The 13,649-nt window shown below is 49.8% G+C and carries 13 protein-coding genes; 6 read left to right on the top strand and 7 right to left on the bottom strand.

Annotated elements, in window-relative coordinates; all coding sequences use genetic code 11:
- Positions 1-12: 12 nt before the first annotated feature.
- The 5 genes from yacG to pilB form a co-directional block, all read right to left on the bottom strand.
- Complete coding sequence (gene yacG, locus HUW35_RS00845) at positions 13-219, bottom strand: DNA gyrase inhibitor YacG (protein ID WP_181253848.1); 207 nt, start codon at positions 217-219, stop codon at positions 13-15.
- Between the two features lie 14 nt (positions 220-233).
- Positions 234-845: a dephospho-CoA kinase gene (gene coaE, locus HUW35_RS00840; protein ID WP_181253847.1), complete on the bottom strand. Its 612-nt coding sequence runs from the start codon at positions 843-845 to the stop codon at positions 234-236.
- 4 nt (positions 846-849) lie between these two features.
- Positions 850-1,734, bottom strand: a complete 885-nt coding sequence (locus HUW35_RS00835) for an A24 family peptidase (RefSeq protein WP_181253846.1) — start codon at positions 1,732-1,734, stop codon at positions 850-852.
- An 18-nt stretch (positions 1,735-1,752) separates the two neighbouring features.
- Entirely contained in the window at positions 1,753-2,967 is a 1,215-nt protein-coding gene (locus HUW35_RS00830) for a type II secretion system F family protein (RefSeq protein WP_181253845.1), read from the bottom strand.
- Positions 2,968-3,122: 155 nt separating this feature from the next.
- The gene (pilB, locus tag HUW35_RS00825; RefSeq protein ID WP_181253844.1) at positions 3,123-4,835 is read right to left on the bottom strand and encodes a type IV-A pilus assembly ATPase PilB; all 1,713 of its coding nucleotides are present in this window, start codon (positions 4,833-4,835) and stop codon (positions 3,123-3,125) included.
- Between the two features lie 514 nt (positions 4,836-5,349).
- Here pilB and HUW35_RS00820 point away from each other — a divergent pair.
- The 3 genes from HUW35_RS00820 to HUW35_RS00810 all read left to right on the top strand — a co-directional run bounded on the left by HUW35_RS00820 (position 5,350) and on the right by HUW35_RS00810 (position 9,481).
- Positions 5,350-5,787 (top strand): pilin, encoded by a 438-nt coding sequence (locus HUW35_RS00820; protein WP_181253843.1) that lies wholly within the window; start codon positions 5,350-5,352, stop codon positions 5,785-5,787.
- 72 nt (positions 5,788-5,859) lie between these two features.
- A complete protein-coding gene (locus HUW35_RS00815; protein ID WP_181253842.1) occupies positions 5,860-7,626 on the top strand; it encodes a hypothetical protein in 1,767 nt (588 codons plus the stop codon).
- Between the two features lie 193 nt (positions 7,627-7,819).
- Entirely contained in the window at positions 7,820-9,481 is a 1,662-nt protein-coding gene (locus tag HUW35_RS00810; RefSeq protein ID WP_181253841.1) for a hypothetical protein, read from the top strand.
- Between the two features lie 219 nt (positions 9,482-9,700).
- Here HUW35_RS00810 and HUW35_RS00805 read toward each other — a convergent pair whose 3' ends face one another.
- Both HUW35_RS00805 and HUW35_RS00800 read right to left on the bottom strand, forming a co-directional pair.
- Entirely contained in the window at positions 9,701-10,132 is a 432-nt protein-coding gene (locus HUW35_RS00805) for a divergent PAP2 family protein (RefSeq protein WP_181253840.1), read from the bottom strand.
- Between the two features lie 8 nt (positions 10,133-10,140).
- A complete protein-coding gene (locus tag HUW35_RS00800) occupies positions 10,141-11,028 on the bottom strand; it encodes a decaprenyl-phosphate phosphoribosyltransferase (RefSeq protein ID WP_255463401.1) in 888 nt (295 codons plus the stop codon).
- 35 nt (positions 11,029-11,063) lie between these two features.
- Here HUW35_RS00800 and HUW35_RS00795 point away from each other — a divergent pair, with 35 nt between their 5' ends.
- From HUW35_RS00795 to HUW35_RS00785, 3 genes are read left to right on the top strand one after another with little or no spacing between them, the layout of a single operon-like run.
- The gene (locus tag HUW35_RS00795; protein WP_181253839.1) at positions 11,064-11,468 is read left to right on the top strand and encodes a GtrA family protein; all 405 of its coding nucleotides are present in this window, start codon (positions 11,064-11,066) and stop codon (positions 11,466-11,468) included.
- Positions 11,465-12,766 carry an FAD-binding oxidoreductase gene (locus HUW35_RS00790; RefSeq protein WP_181253838.1) on the top strand — a complete coding sequence of 434 codons (1,302 nt, stop codon included), beginning with the start codon at positions 11,465-11,467 and terminating at the stop codon, positions 12,764-12,766. Before HUW35_RS00795 ends, HUW35_RS00790 begins: the two co-directional genes overlap by 4 nt.
- Before the next feature lie 2 nt (positions 12,767-12,768).
- Positions 12,769-13,506 (top strand): SDR family oxidoreductase, encoded by a 738-nt coding sequence (locus HUW35_RS00785; RefSeq protein WP_181253837.1) that lies wholly within the window; start codon positions 12,769-12,771, stop codon positions 13,504-13,506.
- Positions 13,507-13,649 lie beyond the last annotated feature (143 nt).

Genomic DNA, 13,649 nt, shown 5'->3' with positions numbered 1-13,649 from the left:
GCCGGTACTGGATCAGTGTCGCGTCTTGGTGGGATCCAGGTCGTCACTCAGCACATCATCATATACTGGCTGTCCCGGAATCTTGTGGCCCTCGCTGGCCCATTCCCCAAGATCAATCAATTTGCACCGCTCACAACAGAACGGTCGATGTGGATTCTCGGGGCTCCACTCGATGGGCTTCTTGCAGGTGGGGCAGGCAACGGATGGGCAGTCAGACATGATAAATACAACTTTCAGGCTTGTGCGGCGAGCTTGATATACATCTGGTGCAGGGTGTCCACCTGCGCCTCCAGCTCCGCCAGGGAGCCACTATTATCCAGAATATCGTCCGCCTTTGCACACCGCTCCGCCCGGGGCAGCTGTGCGGCCATAATCTTGCGGATCTGCTCGGGACTATTTCCGTCCCGCGCACTGGCCCGCTCCAGCTGCAGTAGCTCCGGGAGGTCCACCACACAGACCCGCTGTACCAGGGCCGACTGGCCGGATTCCACCAGCAGGGGAGATTCCAGGATCGCATAGGGGGCTGCGTGGGTGTCGGGGCTCGCCGCCAGCGAGGAGATAATCTCCTCCCGGATTAGCGGGTGGGTCAGCTGCTCCAGCCAGCGGCGCTCCGCCGGATTGTCGAACACCAGTCTGCGCAAAGCCGCCCGATCCAGAAACCCGTCTGCCTGTATCGCCCCCTCGCCAAAATGCCTTGCGATCTCGGTGAGGGCAGGGCGCCCGGGCTCCACAACCACCCGCGCAGCGAGGTCTGCGTCCACCACATTGACCCCGTGAAACCGAAAGCGCGCCGCAGCGGCGGATTTGCCGCTGCCGATACCACCGGTGAGACCGACCGTAAACATGGCGTTAGCTGCTCATCCCTGAAACACGGAAATACCAGCCCATAATCTGCTCGCCCCACAACATGGCGATCCAGGCCGCGCCGGCCAGGTAGGGGCCAAAAGCGATCGGCAGGTTCTTGTCACGCCCGGAAACCAGCGTCCACAGAATACCTGCCAGTGCGCCGACCGCGGCTGAGAGCAGGATCACCAGCGGCAGCACTTGCCAGCCAAACCAGGCACCGATGGCCGCCAGAATCTTGAAATCACCGGCCCCCATGCCTTCCTTGCCGGTCACCAGCTTGAAGATATGGAACACGCTCCATAGCGCCAGATATCCGGCAATAGCGCCGATCACCGCATCCTGCAGCGGCGCAAACACGCCCCAGATATTGATCAGTAGCCCCGCCCACAACAGAGGCAGGGTAATATTGTCCGGCAGCAGCTGCTTGTCGAAATCAATCCCGGTCAGTGCCACCAGCGCCCAGGTAAAAAACACCCCCGCCAGCGCCTGCCAGGTAAAGCCCAGTTGCCAAACCACCACGGCAGTAAGAATGCCCGTGGCCAGTTCTACCAGCGGGTAGCGCTTGGAAATGGGCGCATCGCAGTTACCGCATTTTCCCCGCAGCAGCAGGTAGCTAATGATGGGGATATTCTGCCAGGGCTTGATCACCGTCTCGCACTTGGGGCAGTGGGAGTGGGGCAGTATCAAGTTGTAGGTCTGTGCCAGCTCTTTTTGATCCTCGGCAGAGGGTGTTTTCTCAAAGTAGCTGTAGAAATCCCGCTGGTATTCTCGCTCCATCATGATGGGCAGGCGGTGTATGACTACGTTGAGGAAGCTGCCGATTAGCAGGCCTAAAATAAAAGCGCTGCTTATTAGCAGCGCTTGGTGGGTAACTAGATATTCTGACATTCTCAGTATTCTTATGTATTAGACAACCTGACCGAGTTGGAAGATGGGGAGGTACATGGCAATCATCAGGCCGCCAACCAGAATACCCAGGACCGCCATGATCATGGGCTCCATCAGCGTTGTAAGGTTGTCGACCATATTGTCAACAGCCTCTTCATAAAAGTCCGCTGCCTTGGCCAGCATTTCGTCCAGCGCGCCAGACTCTTCACCAATCGCGGCCATTTGTACCAGCATGGTAGGGAAGAGACCCGATGCTCGCATTGCGCCATTAAGTGGGATACCTGTTGCAACAGAATCACGAATTTTGAGGGTATCTACTTCGTAAACTACATTCCCGGTTGCACCGGCTACGGACTTCAGTGCGTCAATAAGAGGAACGCCCGCGGCGAAGGTTGTTGACAGCGTTCGAGCGAAGCGAGCGGCAATCGAATTGTAGGTAATCTGCCCAATAATCGGCAGGCGCAGCATCAGCTTGTCAAAGAAGTTGGCGACTTTCTTGTTACGCTTTTTCGCTTCGAGAGTTCCACCCACTCCGACTACCAGTGCTACAAAAGCGATAAGCCAGTTTGCCTGCATCCACTCGGAAAGGCCCAGGACGAAAAGCGTGAAGGCTGGCAGATCAGCGCCAAAGCTGGAAAAAGTCTCAGCGAATTGCGGCACAACTTTTACGAGTAGAATAGCCGTTACCACAATCGCCACCACAACCACCGCAATAGGGTAAGTCATGGCCTTTTTGATTTTTGCCTTCAGTGACTCTGTCTTTTCTTTGTAGGTTGCGATCCGATCGAGCATTGTTTCCAGCGCCCCGGATTGCTCGCCCGAGGCGACAAGGTTACAGAACAAGTCATCAAAGTAGAGCGGGTGCCTGCGCAGGGCGTCGGCGAAGGCGGTCCCGGAAGCGACATCATCACGGATTTTGAAAATGAGCTCTTTCAGCCCCTCGTTGTCCAGGCCATCGGCTACAATTTCAAAGCTCTGCACCAGCGGCACACCGGCCCGCATCATTGTCGCCATTTGGCGGGTGAAGATAGCAATATCGCCGGGCTTCACTTTCTTCTTGCCACCAAACAAAGGCTTCGGCTTCTTTTGTACCCTGTTGGCAATAATCCCCTGGCGGCGCAGCTGGGCCTTGATCAACGCAGGGTTGGTACTATTGATCTCACCCTCAACTTTATTGCCTTTGGCGTCGACGCCTTTATAAATATAAGCGACTGCGGTGGCGGCTTTGGCCATGGTGTGATTCCCGTTGGTCTTGGAAACGAGGTCAATTCGACCACGCACTAAATTCTATTATTCGTTCTGTTGCCATTCCGGACTAGCCTTGGTGTCCGGCTCTATGACTGTGGTAGTGGTAACTGGCTTAGGCCTTAGATGACGAATTACTCGCTTTAATCTTTCGTTACCCGGTTAGCTTCCTCAAGGCTTGTAACCCCCATTACTACCTTCCGCAGCGCAGAAGTACGGAGGTTGTTGAAGCCTTCTTTCCTGGCCTGGTCGGCAATCTCAATGGAGTTGCCACCCTCCATTATAATGCGCGAGATTCCGTCGGTGATGCGAACCACTTCATACACGCCGACGCGCCCCTTGTAGCCTTTCGAACAGTGCTCGCAACCGACGGGCTGGAATATATGCCACTCGCTTTCGGGGATGGTGACCGTATCGAAACCCTCCTCCTTCAATACCTCCTCGGGTAACTCTACCGGCTTCTTGCACTCGCCGCAGAGCCGTCGTGCAAGACGCTGGGCGATAATGACACTGACAGACGTCGCGATATTGAAAGTCGGAACCCCCATATTCATCAGTCGCGTCAGGGTTTCCGGGGCCGAGTTAGTGTGAAGGGTAGAGAGTACAAGGTGCCCGGTCTGTGCCGCCTTGATGGCGATTTCTGCCGTTTCCAAGTCCCGAATCTCCCCCACCATCACAATATCCGGGTCCTGACGCAGAAAGGAGCGCAGCGCCTCAGCGAAGTTAAGTCCCACCTTGTTGGAGACGTTTACCTGATTAATACCCTCCAGGTTGATTTCTACCGGGTCTTCCGCCGTGGAGATATTGCGCTCCGGGGTGTTCAGAATATTCAGGCCTGTGTATAGCGATACGGTTTTTCCGGAGCCGGTAGGGCCGGTCACCAGGATCATGCCCTGCGGCTGCGCAAGAGCATCCATATAGATCTTTTTCTGGCTCTCTTCGTAGCCGAGAGCATCGATGCCCAGCTTGGCAGAAGAGGGGTCGAGTATCCGCAGAACGATCTTTTCTCCCCAAAGAGTCGGGAGGCTGTTTACCCGGAAGTCGATGGCCTTGGTCTTGGACAGCTTCATCTTGATACGGCCGTCCTGGGGTACCCGGCGCTCAGAAATGTCCATTTTGGACATAACTTTCAAGCGGGCAGAGATCCGGGTCGCCAACTGGATGGGTGGACGGGCGACTTCATGAAGTACGCCGTCGGTGCGCAGGCGTACCCGATAAAGCTTTTCATAGGGCTCAAAGTGTATGTCGGACGCCCCGGTACGGATCGCATCCAATAGCACCTTGTTTACAAAACGTACAACTGGGGCCTCATCCCCTCCGGGGTCCTTATCGTCATCCTGCCGGTTTTCCCCGCTCTCAACATCCAGACTGTCCAGGTCCTCATCGTCCAACCCTTCCAGGCCACCGCCTATGTCGCCACTATTAGCAAGATAACTTTCGATGGCTTTGGCCAGCTTGTCCGTTTCTACCAGGATGGCATCGGTGTTCAGGCCGGTGTTGAAGTTGATTTCGTCCAGGCCTGCGAGATTGGTGGGGTCTGCTACTGCGACAAAAAGCCGGTTGCCGCGCTTATAAAGAGGGAGCGCAAAGTGCTTGCTGATCAACTTTTCGTCAACAACATCCTTGGGAAGGAGGTCAAAGTTGTAGCTCGAAAGGTCAAACAGGGGGCTACCAAATGCCGTTGATGCGATATTGGCCAGATCTCGGCTCTTGACCAGTTTGGCCTCCACCGCGTGCTGGGCAAAGGTCTGCCCCTCACGTTTGGCCGCCTTGATCGCCGACTGGGCAGTAGCCTCATCGATAGCATTGTCAGAAACCAGCCGCTTGGCCAGGCCGCTCAGTGGAGTGCTGCTCATGGGGGACCGTTAGTATGAGTACCGAATGTATTATCTTTGTTTAAATTTTGTTCTTAAGTGCCGGCCAGTAAAGGGAATTTGCCACTGGTCACTGGCAGGTATGCCAATATAGCGAATAAGTATCCGCCAGCCAATGATCCCGAGGAGCCATTGCCGTAGCCTGTGAACTGGGCATCTTCTGAATGTGCAAATCACCTGCTCAGCTTTTTCTGAAGATTTGATCCAATGGGTTGGGCAATCTGCCTCGTGGCTTTGTGACCAGCAAAAGAAACGAAAGCAAAATATCGGTCGTCGCTAGGCTGGCCTGACAATTTGTGTCACCGGCTTTCAAGGGTTGCATGATAATTGCTAGTTTTGTCTAACAATTAACCGCTCTGGATATGACTTTCCTCTCAAACTGCATTGTGTAGGCAATTTACCCGCTTGCGCGTTTTGCCACATTGCCGGTATTGTAACAGCCGACTTCCTCACGGGATTTCATCTTAAAACAACAGTCTGTATGGAGACGGTTACAATGAAAAAGCAACAGGGCTTTACTCTTATTGAATTGATGATCGTGGTTGCGATCATTGGTATTCTGGCCGCGGTAGCACTGCCTGCGTACCAGGATTACACCACCCGAGCCAAAATGTCCGAAGTAATGGGCTTGGCTGCAGCAAGCAAGACCTCTGTGTCTGAATATTTCGTGTCAATGGGTACTATGCCTACCGATGCCGATGCTGCCGGTGTAAATACCTCTGCAGCCCAGAGCAATTATGTGTCTAGTATTGCGTTCACTGGTAGTGGAACGATGGCCACTATTACTTATGCCATCGATACTTCCGGTATCGGCAATAGTCAGGCAAGTGGTAACCTGGTCATGGTAGGTACTGGTAATGCCGCAACTGGTGTTAAGTGGGCCTGTAACAGTTCTACCGTTGAAGAAAAGTTCTTGCCGGCAAACTGCCGTTAATCTTTGACGTAGCAGTTGTAAGATATAAAGGGCTCTACGGAGCCCTTTTTTGTTTGCGGTGAGGTTTTGCGGATGGTGTTTGAAAAAAATAAGACAGTTATAGCTGCGAGTATACTGGCAATAATTACCCTTTTAGTATGGCTGCCGGTTACGGGGTTCGGGTTTGTATGGGATGATAATCAATTTCTAAAATCGGAATTGTACTTCCATAATTTCGATCTGTTTTTGCAGGCTTTACAAAGCCCGTTCTTTGTATCGCAGAACTACTATCGACCTCTACCTCTAATTGTATTGTATTTGGTGGGGGATGATGCTGTAAGTGCCTCACCTTATCACTGGTTGTTGCTTTGTATACACTTGGCAAACACCTTATTACTATTTTCTCTGCTTCTCATATTGCTAAAGAATAGCTCCTTTCGAGTACCTGTTGCCCTTATTGCTGCTTTATTTTTCGCCGTAAATCCTGTGACCACAGAGGTTGTGGCGTGGATTTCTGGAATATTTGATGGGCTTTTTGCCACTTTTGCTATTTTACTTTTCCTGGTTGATTTTCGCGCCAGATCAACTTCGGTGAGACTTGTCCTTATATTTTTCTTATATCTTTGTGCGGCGCTTACAAAGGAAATGGCCGCGGCTTTTGTCCTGATTTTTCCCGTGTGGCACTTTTTTCTAATGAAAGCGGGGCTGCTAAATTGGAAAGAGTTGTCTGAACGGAAGCGTTTGGTCTGCACTTATACTGCATGCTTTTTTGCGGGAATAACCTACCTGTTAATTCGCTATTTTACTCTCGGGTATTTGTACATTCCCAGCGGGGTTGATCTTTATTCTGAAGGTGTTGCGTTTAGAGTAGGGTTGATTGTGAAAGCGATCGGGTACTATATATTGCATTTGCTGTATCCGGTTTGGGATATATCGCCTGTCAACCCTGTTGATTCAAAGTTGGTATTTTCAAGTAATACCGATTTTGTTTATTTTGCGGCAGGGTCTCTCTTGATAATGACCGTCACTTTCGCGGCTTTGAAGCGTAAGTGGAATATCTTGCTACCACTTGCGCTATTCTTGGCGTCAATTTTTCCTGTGCTTCATCTGATGCCGATGTCCATTGGGGATAACTTTGCCCATCTCCGGTTCATATATTTCCCACTTATGGTCGCATTGTTGGGGCTGGCGATTGTGATTGGGAAGGTGTCGATACGATTTACCCCTGGCGCGTGGTTTGCAAGTGGTCTGGTTGTTCTTCTCCTTATCGCTGTTACCCGGAGTGTTACTCCATTCTGGGTTAACGATTACACATTCTGGCATTGGGTTAAGTCAATAAAGCCTAGCTCGGCGACTGCTAAAACAAATTACTATGCGGCATTGGCCTCACATGGAGAGTGTGAGGTGGTTTTGAGAGAAGCTTTTCCAGATTTTAAAAACAACAATGGCACGCTTCCCTTGCTCACAACTATAGCTGGCTGCTTTGCAGAGAAAGGCGATGTTGCCGTTTCTGAGAAATTGTATGAAATAGTCATGGCGGATTTTTATGTTCAAGGCTTTAGCGGCTATGATAAAAGAGTGGCCAGTATTTACTTAAATATTGCGACTATGTATTTCAATAATCCCGCCGAAGGACGTTTGAATAAAGCTGAGGGGCTGGTGGAGGCTGCCTTACAAATCGAACCAGGAAACCTAAAGGGCATAATTCTTTCTGCAAAGATCGCGATTAGTCAAAGTGATGAACCTTTAGTGAAGAGGCAGATTCTAAGGGCAATGGAGGTCGTATCCGGTTTGGATAGAGAGGAGAGTATTAAGATGCTGTCCGAAGAGCTTGGGGTGTCAGTAAGTAAATATTTATAGCGAAGTGACAGCGGTGGTCAGTTTCGAAATCTTGGGCTTGATTGTTTGCCTCTCTGATATTTTTGCTAGGGTCGTAAACGGTGAATGGAGTTGGCTCTTTGAAGAAGAGCCTAGCGGCTTTAAATGTCTATCTATAACTCAGGCCGCGAAATGATGGGTAAAGTTGGGGAATATTTTGTTAGCAAGTCTTAGGGTGGGTATAAGTTCTGCTTTTTTCGGTGGTGGAGTGTTGGATAAGCCGTTAACTGGAAGCTCGAGATTAGCTGTTGCTATTTGTTTATTGTTACTTTTTTCGCTAGCTTTTTTTAATACTGCGTGGGTGGCAGAGGATGCGTATATTACTTTTAGGGTTGTTGACAATGCATTGAATGGTTACGGGCTGACCTGGAATCCCGGTGAGCGGGTTCAGGTATACACGCACCCTTTGTGGTTTGCAATGTTGTTCGGCTCGGCAGCAGTTTTTGATAATCCTTATTACGTTAGCCTTTTGTTGTCTTTCGTCTTGCTTTGTCTAACATTAGTTTTGATGTTGAGGCTTTCAGTTAACTTTTCCCTGCTACACGTAATAGTAATATCTTTTCTTTTGTTCTCTAGGTCGTTTGTCGATTACTCTAGCTCTGGGTTGGAGAACCCTTTGACGCACTTTCTAATCGTTTCGATTTTCGCAATTAGTTTGAGGGGATGGGGGGGGCAAAAAAGCTATGCCGTATTTTTTATTGCGTCGATGCTTTTTTTGTGCAGGCCTGATACGTTAATTTTAGTTTTTCCCCTGCTCTTGCTGACTGTTTTTGAAGATAGGTCGTTAAAGTATGCCTTGATTGGCGGGGCTCCCGCTATCTTGTGGGTTGTATTTTCTTTGTTTTATTATGGGGCTCCGGTGCCCAATACTGCATTGGCTAAAGTCGGAGGGAGTGTCCCTTGGTCTGAGGGTGTCAGCTCTGCCTGGGGTGGGCTCAAGTGGCTTTTTTTAAATGATCCTTTCTCCTTATTTCTTCTCTTGACGGGTGCGGCACTGGGTTTATTTCATGAGAAACTTCGCCCTTTTTCTCTAGGTTTAGCCCTTTGGTTCCCTTATTACTTTTATGTTGGAGGGGATTATATGGCGGGGCGCTTTTTTAGCTCCTCGGTAGTGTTGGCCACTTGTATTCTAATTGTCGTAGCTGCTCCATCATTTTTGCTGTTCTGCTTGCCTCTCCTTCTTGCTGTATCGAGTGTCTTGACTAAAACCTTATTTTCTCCTGTTACGTTTATGTCTCAGCATATTAACTCTAGCGGTATAGCTGATGAGCGTGCTTTTTATTACAGGGGGACTGGTTTAAAACCTGCACTTATCAATCGAGGTCCTGCGCATCCTTGGTTGATTGAAGGTAGGCTATTGCGTGGGCAAGAAGGGGTTTTTGTTCGCTGCGCGATCGGAATGGTTGGTTTTTCCGCCGGGCCGAGTGTTTATTGGTTGGATCCGCTGGCGCTAGCTGATCCGCTGCTTGCCCGACTTCCTGCTCGCTCAAATACAAGGGTTGGCCATTACGAGCGTGCGTTCCCTAAAGGGTATGTTGACACCATCGTAAAGCAGGAAAATTTGATAGTGGATTCTGAGGTAAAAGCTCTATATGAGGATGTTCGTTTGGCAGTTGCCTCTCCATTATTTACTCCCGAGAGATTGGGGGCAATTTGGAGGCTTAACACAGGCGGATACAAGCATCTATCTGAAAGCTTCGATCGGGATAATGTGGAGTTGTCAGGTGTGCCTTTTATTAAAAATGATATGACCACCTGTCTCGGTGTGCCGCATGGCCATGCCGTCACGTGGAAGTTAACCGGAGAGCCTATTATAGGGGTTCCTATAGTTTATTAGAGGGTTGAAGGTTAAATCGTTGCCGGTTTAGTTTCATTTTGTAGTGAGGCAGCAGGCTCATGACATGCTGCTCATGATTACACTTGTGCTCGAAGGTTATGCAGCTGAGGAAGCTCTTGGTCATCTCAATACCTTAGGTTGTTGGTGGGGCTGACGTAATTTGCGTATAGATTTCAGCAGGCGCGAGGTTGGGTATATGGGAGCTTGATTGCGATTAGGTTAAACAGTAAATGCTGTCTGGGTGTAATTGATCGTGGTTGCGCTAGCTATACCTGTAAGAACTCCCGCTAAGATTTCTGTTCGGGAATGTCCCATTCGTTCTCTCAATGCTCTATTGAGCACTCCTCGATCCGCCTGTATTTGGTTAATTGACGCTGCATGTATACCTACTTGCCGGCGCAGACTGCCTGCATCAAGAACGACGATAAATGCTAGCGTGATAGCTACACCAAAGGCCGGGTGATCAATACCTTCTTGCAGCGCAATCAAGGTCGCCATACTACTGACAATCGCGCTGTGATTACTGGGTAAACCGCCGTAGCCAATCAAGCCAAAGGCAAGTTGCTTTGCTCTAATGCTGTTGATTGTAAACTTCAATGAGCCGGCAATAAGCCAAGCTATGAAAGGAGTGACCAGGTAAGCCAGGTTCATTGTGATATCTATGCTCCCGCGGGCCAGAGCGCAGCAGTGCTAGCGACTCCCCAGAGTAATACCGTAACGATCAGTTGTTTGTCCGAGTACAGAACGTCAGTAGGGGATTCACCCTCGTTTCGGCTTTCAACTACAAACCAGTATCGAAATAGTCCAAAGATCACGAGTGGGACAGTGATAACTAATTCGGGGCGCTCGTTCATGACGAACAGGCTGTAAAACAGGAGGGCGCCGACAGCGGCCATCTCTGCATAGCGATCAATCAGTGGAATGGTGTAGTACTGGAGTACATTTCTTCCTTCACTGCCGCTCTGTGCGAGCTCTTGCCGCCGCTTGATTGCGGCAAGATACAGGGCCAAGCATAAAGTAGTGGTAAACATCCAGGGGGAGACTGGCACGTCTATTGCCATAGCTCCCGCGTAGACCCGCAGCACAAAACCAATAGCGATTGTGAAGATATCCAGCACCGGTTGGTGTTTGAGGTAGAAGGTGTAGGCAAGGTTTAACACCAGGTAGCCGGCAATAATGCTAACGACACTTGGGATAAGGACAAAGCCCCAAGTGAGAACGCTGCACAGGAGAGTGAGCAAGATCAGCGCCTGGCGTTTGGATACTTGTCCGGATGCCAGTGGCCGCTTTAGTGACTTGATCGGATGTTTCCGGTCGCGCTCTATGTCCTGATAGTCATTGATAATGTAAGTAGCGGAGGAGGCGATACAGAACAGGGCCACTGCCAGCAGCGCCTGGAGTATTGCGCTTTCGTTTAAAAATTGACCGGAGAATATCAGTGGGGGTAAAACAAAGGTGTTCTTGATCCACTGCTTGGGTCGCATGAGTGTAATGAGGCCGGGCGAAAGCCATTTCTTTCCCCCTGTTAATGCCGTAGAATTCAGCAAAATTGCCCCCTAAATCAATAACTTATAGTTCTAATATGCGAATCGCCTTAAGCTACACGATTTTCGCGGCCCTCGCTACCTTAATCAATATTTGTAGCCAAGAATTCAGCCTGCGAGTCTACGCGGGGGCTTATTCCATTCCCTTTTCTATACTCGTAGGGACCATTGTGGGATTGCTGGTCAAGTATTATCTCGACAAACGCTATATTTTTCGCATTGAGGGGGTTAGCGTTCACCAGGATGCTCGCCTGTTTACGCTATATGCCGTAATGGGTGTGTTTACGACTGTCATTTTCTGGGGGGCGGAGTTTGCTTTTGACCTCGTCTTCCAGTCAAAGCCTATGCGTTATCTGGGCGGAGTTATAGGGTTGGGCATTGGGTATTTTATGAAGTACCAACTCGACAAGCGGTTCGTTTTTGTCATTAGAGGTGGCTCGTGAAGCTCAGTGGCTGGGGGCGTTACCCAGTTATAGATTCTCTCCCTGAATTCCCGGTTGGCGATGAATGTGTAATGAAGCTTATTGAGGCGCATGGTAGTGGGCCTCTTATAGGGAGGGGGCTGGGTAGAAGTTACGGCGATAGTGCTCTCGCCCCAACAGCGGTCCACTCTGCTTATCTCGATTACTTTCGGTACTTTGATAAACAGACTGGCATTTTGCGTTGCGCAGCCGGTGTAAGCTTGGCATCCGTTCTAGAGTTAATTGTTCCAGAAGGCTGGTTTCTTCCTGTGACACCTGGCACCAAGTATGTGACGGTTGGTGGGGCGGTAGCAAGCGATGTTCACGGGAAAAACCATCATATTGACGGTTGTTTTTCTGAATTTGTTCAGTCAATCACTATTGCAACTGCCAATGGTATTGTCGAGTGCTCAAAAACTTCGAATGCCGAGCTGTTTTGTGCTACTTGCGGTGGAATGGGGTTGACCGGTTTTATCTTGGAGGTGGAAATTCGGCTGAAGCGAATCTCCAGTAGCTTTATCCAAGCCACGACCATTAAAACGAAAAATATTGCAGAAACTGTAGAGGCGCTCGATATTCATCGTTCAGCAACCTACTCGGTTGCGTGGATTGATTGCCTGTCAACCGGTAAGGGTTTGGGGCGCTCACTCATTATGCTAGGTGAGCACGCAGATGATGGAGGGTTGCAAACCGGATGCAAGGCTAGGCTGTCAGTTCCCTTCGATGTGCCTGGCTTATTTCTAAATGGAGTCACAATGCAGGCGTTCAATAGCGTCTATTACCATCGAGTGACAAAAGCCAAGTCCCGATCGCTAGTCTCTTATGAGCCCTATTTCTATCCTTTAGATGGTGTACGCAACTGGAATCGTCTGTATGGGTCTGACGGCTTCTTGCAGTACCAGTTTGTGATTCCCCGTAAAGCGGGTATTGAAGGTCTGACAGTTATTTTAAATCGCCTTGCTGCGTCTAAGAGAGGGTCATTTCTCGCGGTTCTGAAGTTGTTTGGTGAGGAGAATAGCAACTACCTTTCATTCCCAATGGAGGGGTATACCCTGGCACTTGACCTGAAACGTTCGCCCGAGGTTTTTGCCTTGCTGGATGAACTCGACGATGTTGTAGTCGGTTTGGGTGGCAGGATTTATCTTGCTAAGGACGCTCGTATGTCAAAATCCATTTTTCAGGCAAGTTACCCTGGCTGGGAGTCCTTCTCGCAGCTTAGGAGGCAATGGGGTGCCGATAATATATTCAATTCCATACAATCTATCCGACTAGGGCTGTAATTATGAATAACGTATTAATCATTGGTGCAACCTCAGCCATTGCTACAGCCGTCGCACGAATTTACGCAAAGCGTGGAGATTCACTTTACCTATTGGCAAGAGATGAAAGTCGGCTCTTGAAAATTACAGATGATTTGCGCGTTCGTGGCGCTTCGGAGGTCTACTCCGCTCGGTTTGATGCACAAGAGTTTTCCTCTCATGAGTCCGTCTTGGATCGGGTGTTCAGCCTGATGAAACAGGTGGATGTCGTGATCTTGGCGCACGGTACATTGCCTGATCAAGAGGCATGCCAGTCTTCGGTGGAAGTTACGCTCAGAGAAATTGAGGTAAATGCCTTGAGTTCGGTCTCGGTGCTTACCCATTTAGCAAACAGCTTGGAGAAGCAGGGTAGTGGCACGCTGGCTGCTATTACGAGTGTTGCTGGGGATAGAGGACGAAAGTCCAATTACGTTTATGGTTCAGCGAAAGCAATGGTTTCTGTTTTTCTGGCGGGATTACGCCATCGCCTCTTTGGGAAAGGGGTTAATGTATTAGATGTCCGGCCGGGATTTGTGGATACTCCAATGACTAAAGCTTTCGATAAAGGTCCGCTTTGGGCTCAGCCCGAATCAGTGGCAGAGGGAATGGTTGCTGCCATCGATCGGGGTAAAGCGGTGGTTTACTTGCCATTTTTTTGGGCGTGGATCATGAGGATTGTTCGCAATCTACCGAGCTTTCTGTTTCTGCGTACTAGCCTATAGCTGTGGTAGTAAAAGTCCGCGGTATGGTGGTTTACCTTTATCTGGCCATATGAAATTTTGGTAGGGCGGTGGTTGTATTGAGAGCGGACGCTACAGTGTGCGGGTGAGGCACAAATTCTGAGGAGTTGCTGGCAATGTCTATT

Source organism: Microbulbifer sp. YPW1, assembly GCF_013367775.1.
In the GTDB taxonomy this organism is placed as follows: domain Bacteria; phylum Pseudomonadota; class Gammaproteobacteria; order Pseudomonadales; family Cellvibrionaceae; genus Microbulbifer.
The sequence above is the reverse complement of the archived record's forward strand: the minus strand, read 5'-3'. Positions and strand labels throughout refer to the sequence as shown.

Excerpts from the sequence above, each read along its gene's own strand:
- coaE (WP_181253847.1), bottom strand. The coding sequence starts at position 845 with ATGTTTACGGTCGGTCTCACCGGTGGTATCGGCAGCGGCAAATCCGCC.
- HUW35_RS00785 (WP_181253837.1), top strand. The coding sequence starts at position 12,769 with ATGAATAACGTATTAATCATTGGTGCAACCTCAGCCATTGCTACAGCC.
- yacG (WP_181253848.1), bottom strand. The coding sequence starts at position 219 with ATGTCTGACTGCCCATCCGTTGCCTGCCCCACCTGCAAGAAGCCCATC.
- HUW35_RS00830 (WP_181253845.1), bottom strand. The coding sequence starts at position 2,967 with ATGGCCAAAGCCGCCACCGCAGTCGCTTATATTTATAAAGGCGTCGAC.
- HUW35_RS00820 (WP_181253843.1), top strand. The coding sequence starts at position 5,350 with ATGAAAAAGCAACAGGGCTTTACTCTTATTGAATTGATGATCGTGGTT.
- HUW35_RS00805 (WP_181253840.1), bottom strand. The coding sequence starts at position 10,132 with ATGAACCTGGCTTACCTGGTCACTCCTTTCATAGCTTGGCTTATTGCC.
- pilB (WP_181253844.1), bottom strand. The coding sequence starts at position 4,835 with ATGAGCAGCACTCCACTGAGCGGCCTGGCCAAGCGGCTGGTTTCTGAC.
- HUW35_RS00815 (WP_181253842.1), top strand. The coding sequence starts at position 5,860 with ATGGTGTTTGAAAAAAATAAGACAGTTATAGCTGCGAGTATACTGGCA.
- HUW35_RS00835 (WP_181253846.1), bottom strand. The coding sequence starts at position 1,734 with ATGTCAGAATATCTAGTTACCCACCAAGCGCTGCTAATAAGCAGCGCT.
- HUW35_RS00795 (WP_181253839.1), top strand. The coding sequence starts at position 11,064 with ATGCGAATCGCCTTAAGCTACACGATTTTCGCGGCCCTCGCTACCTTA.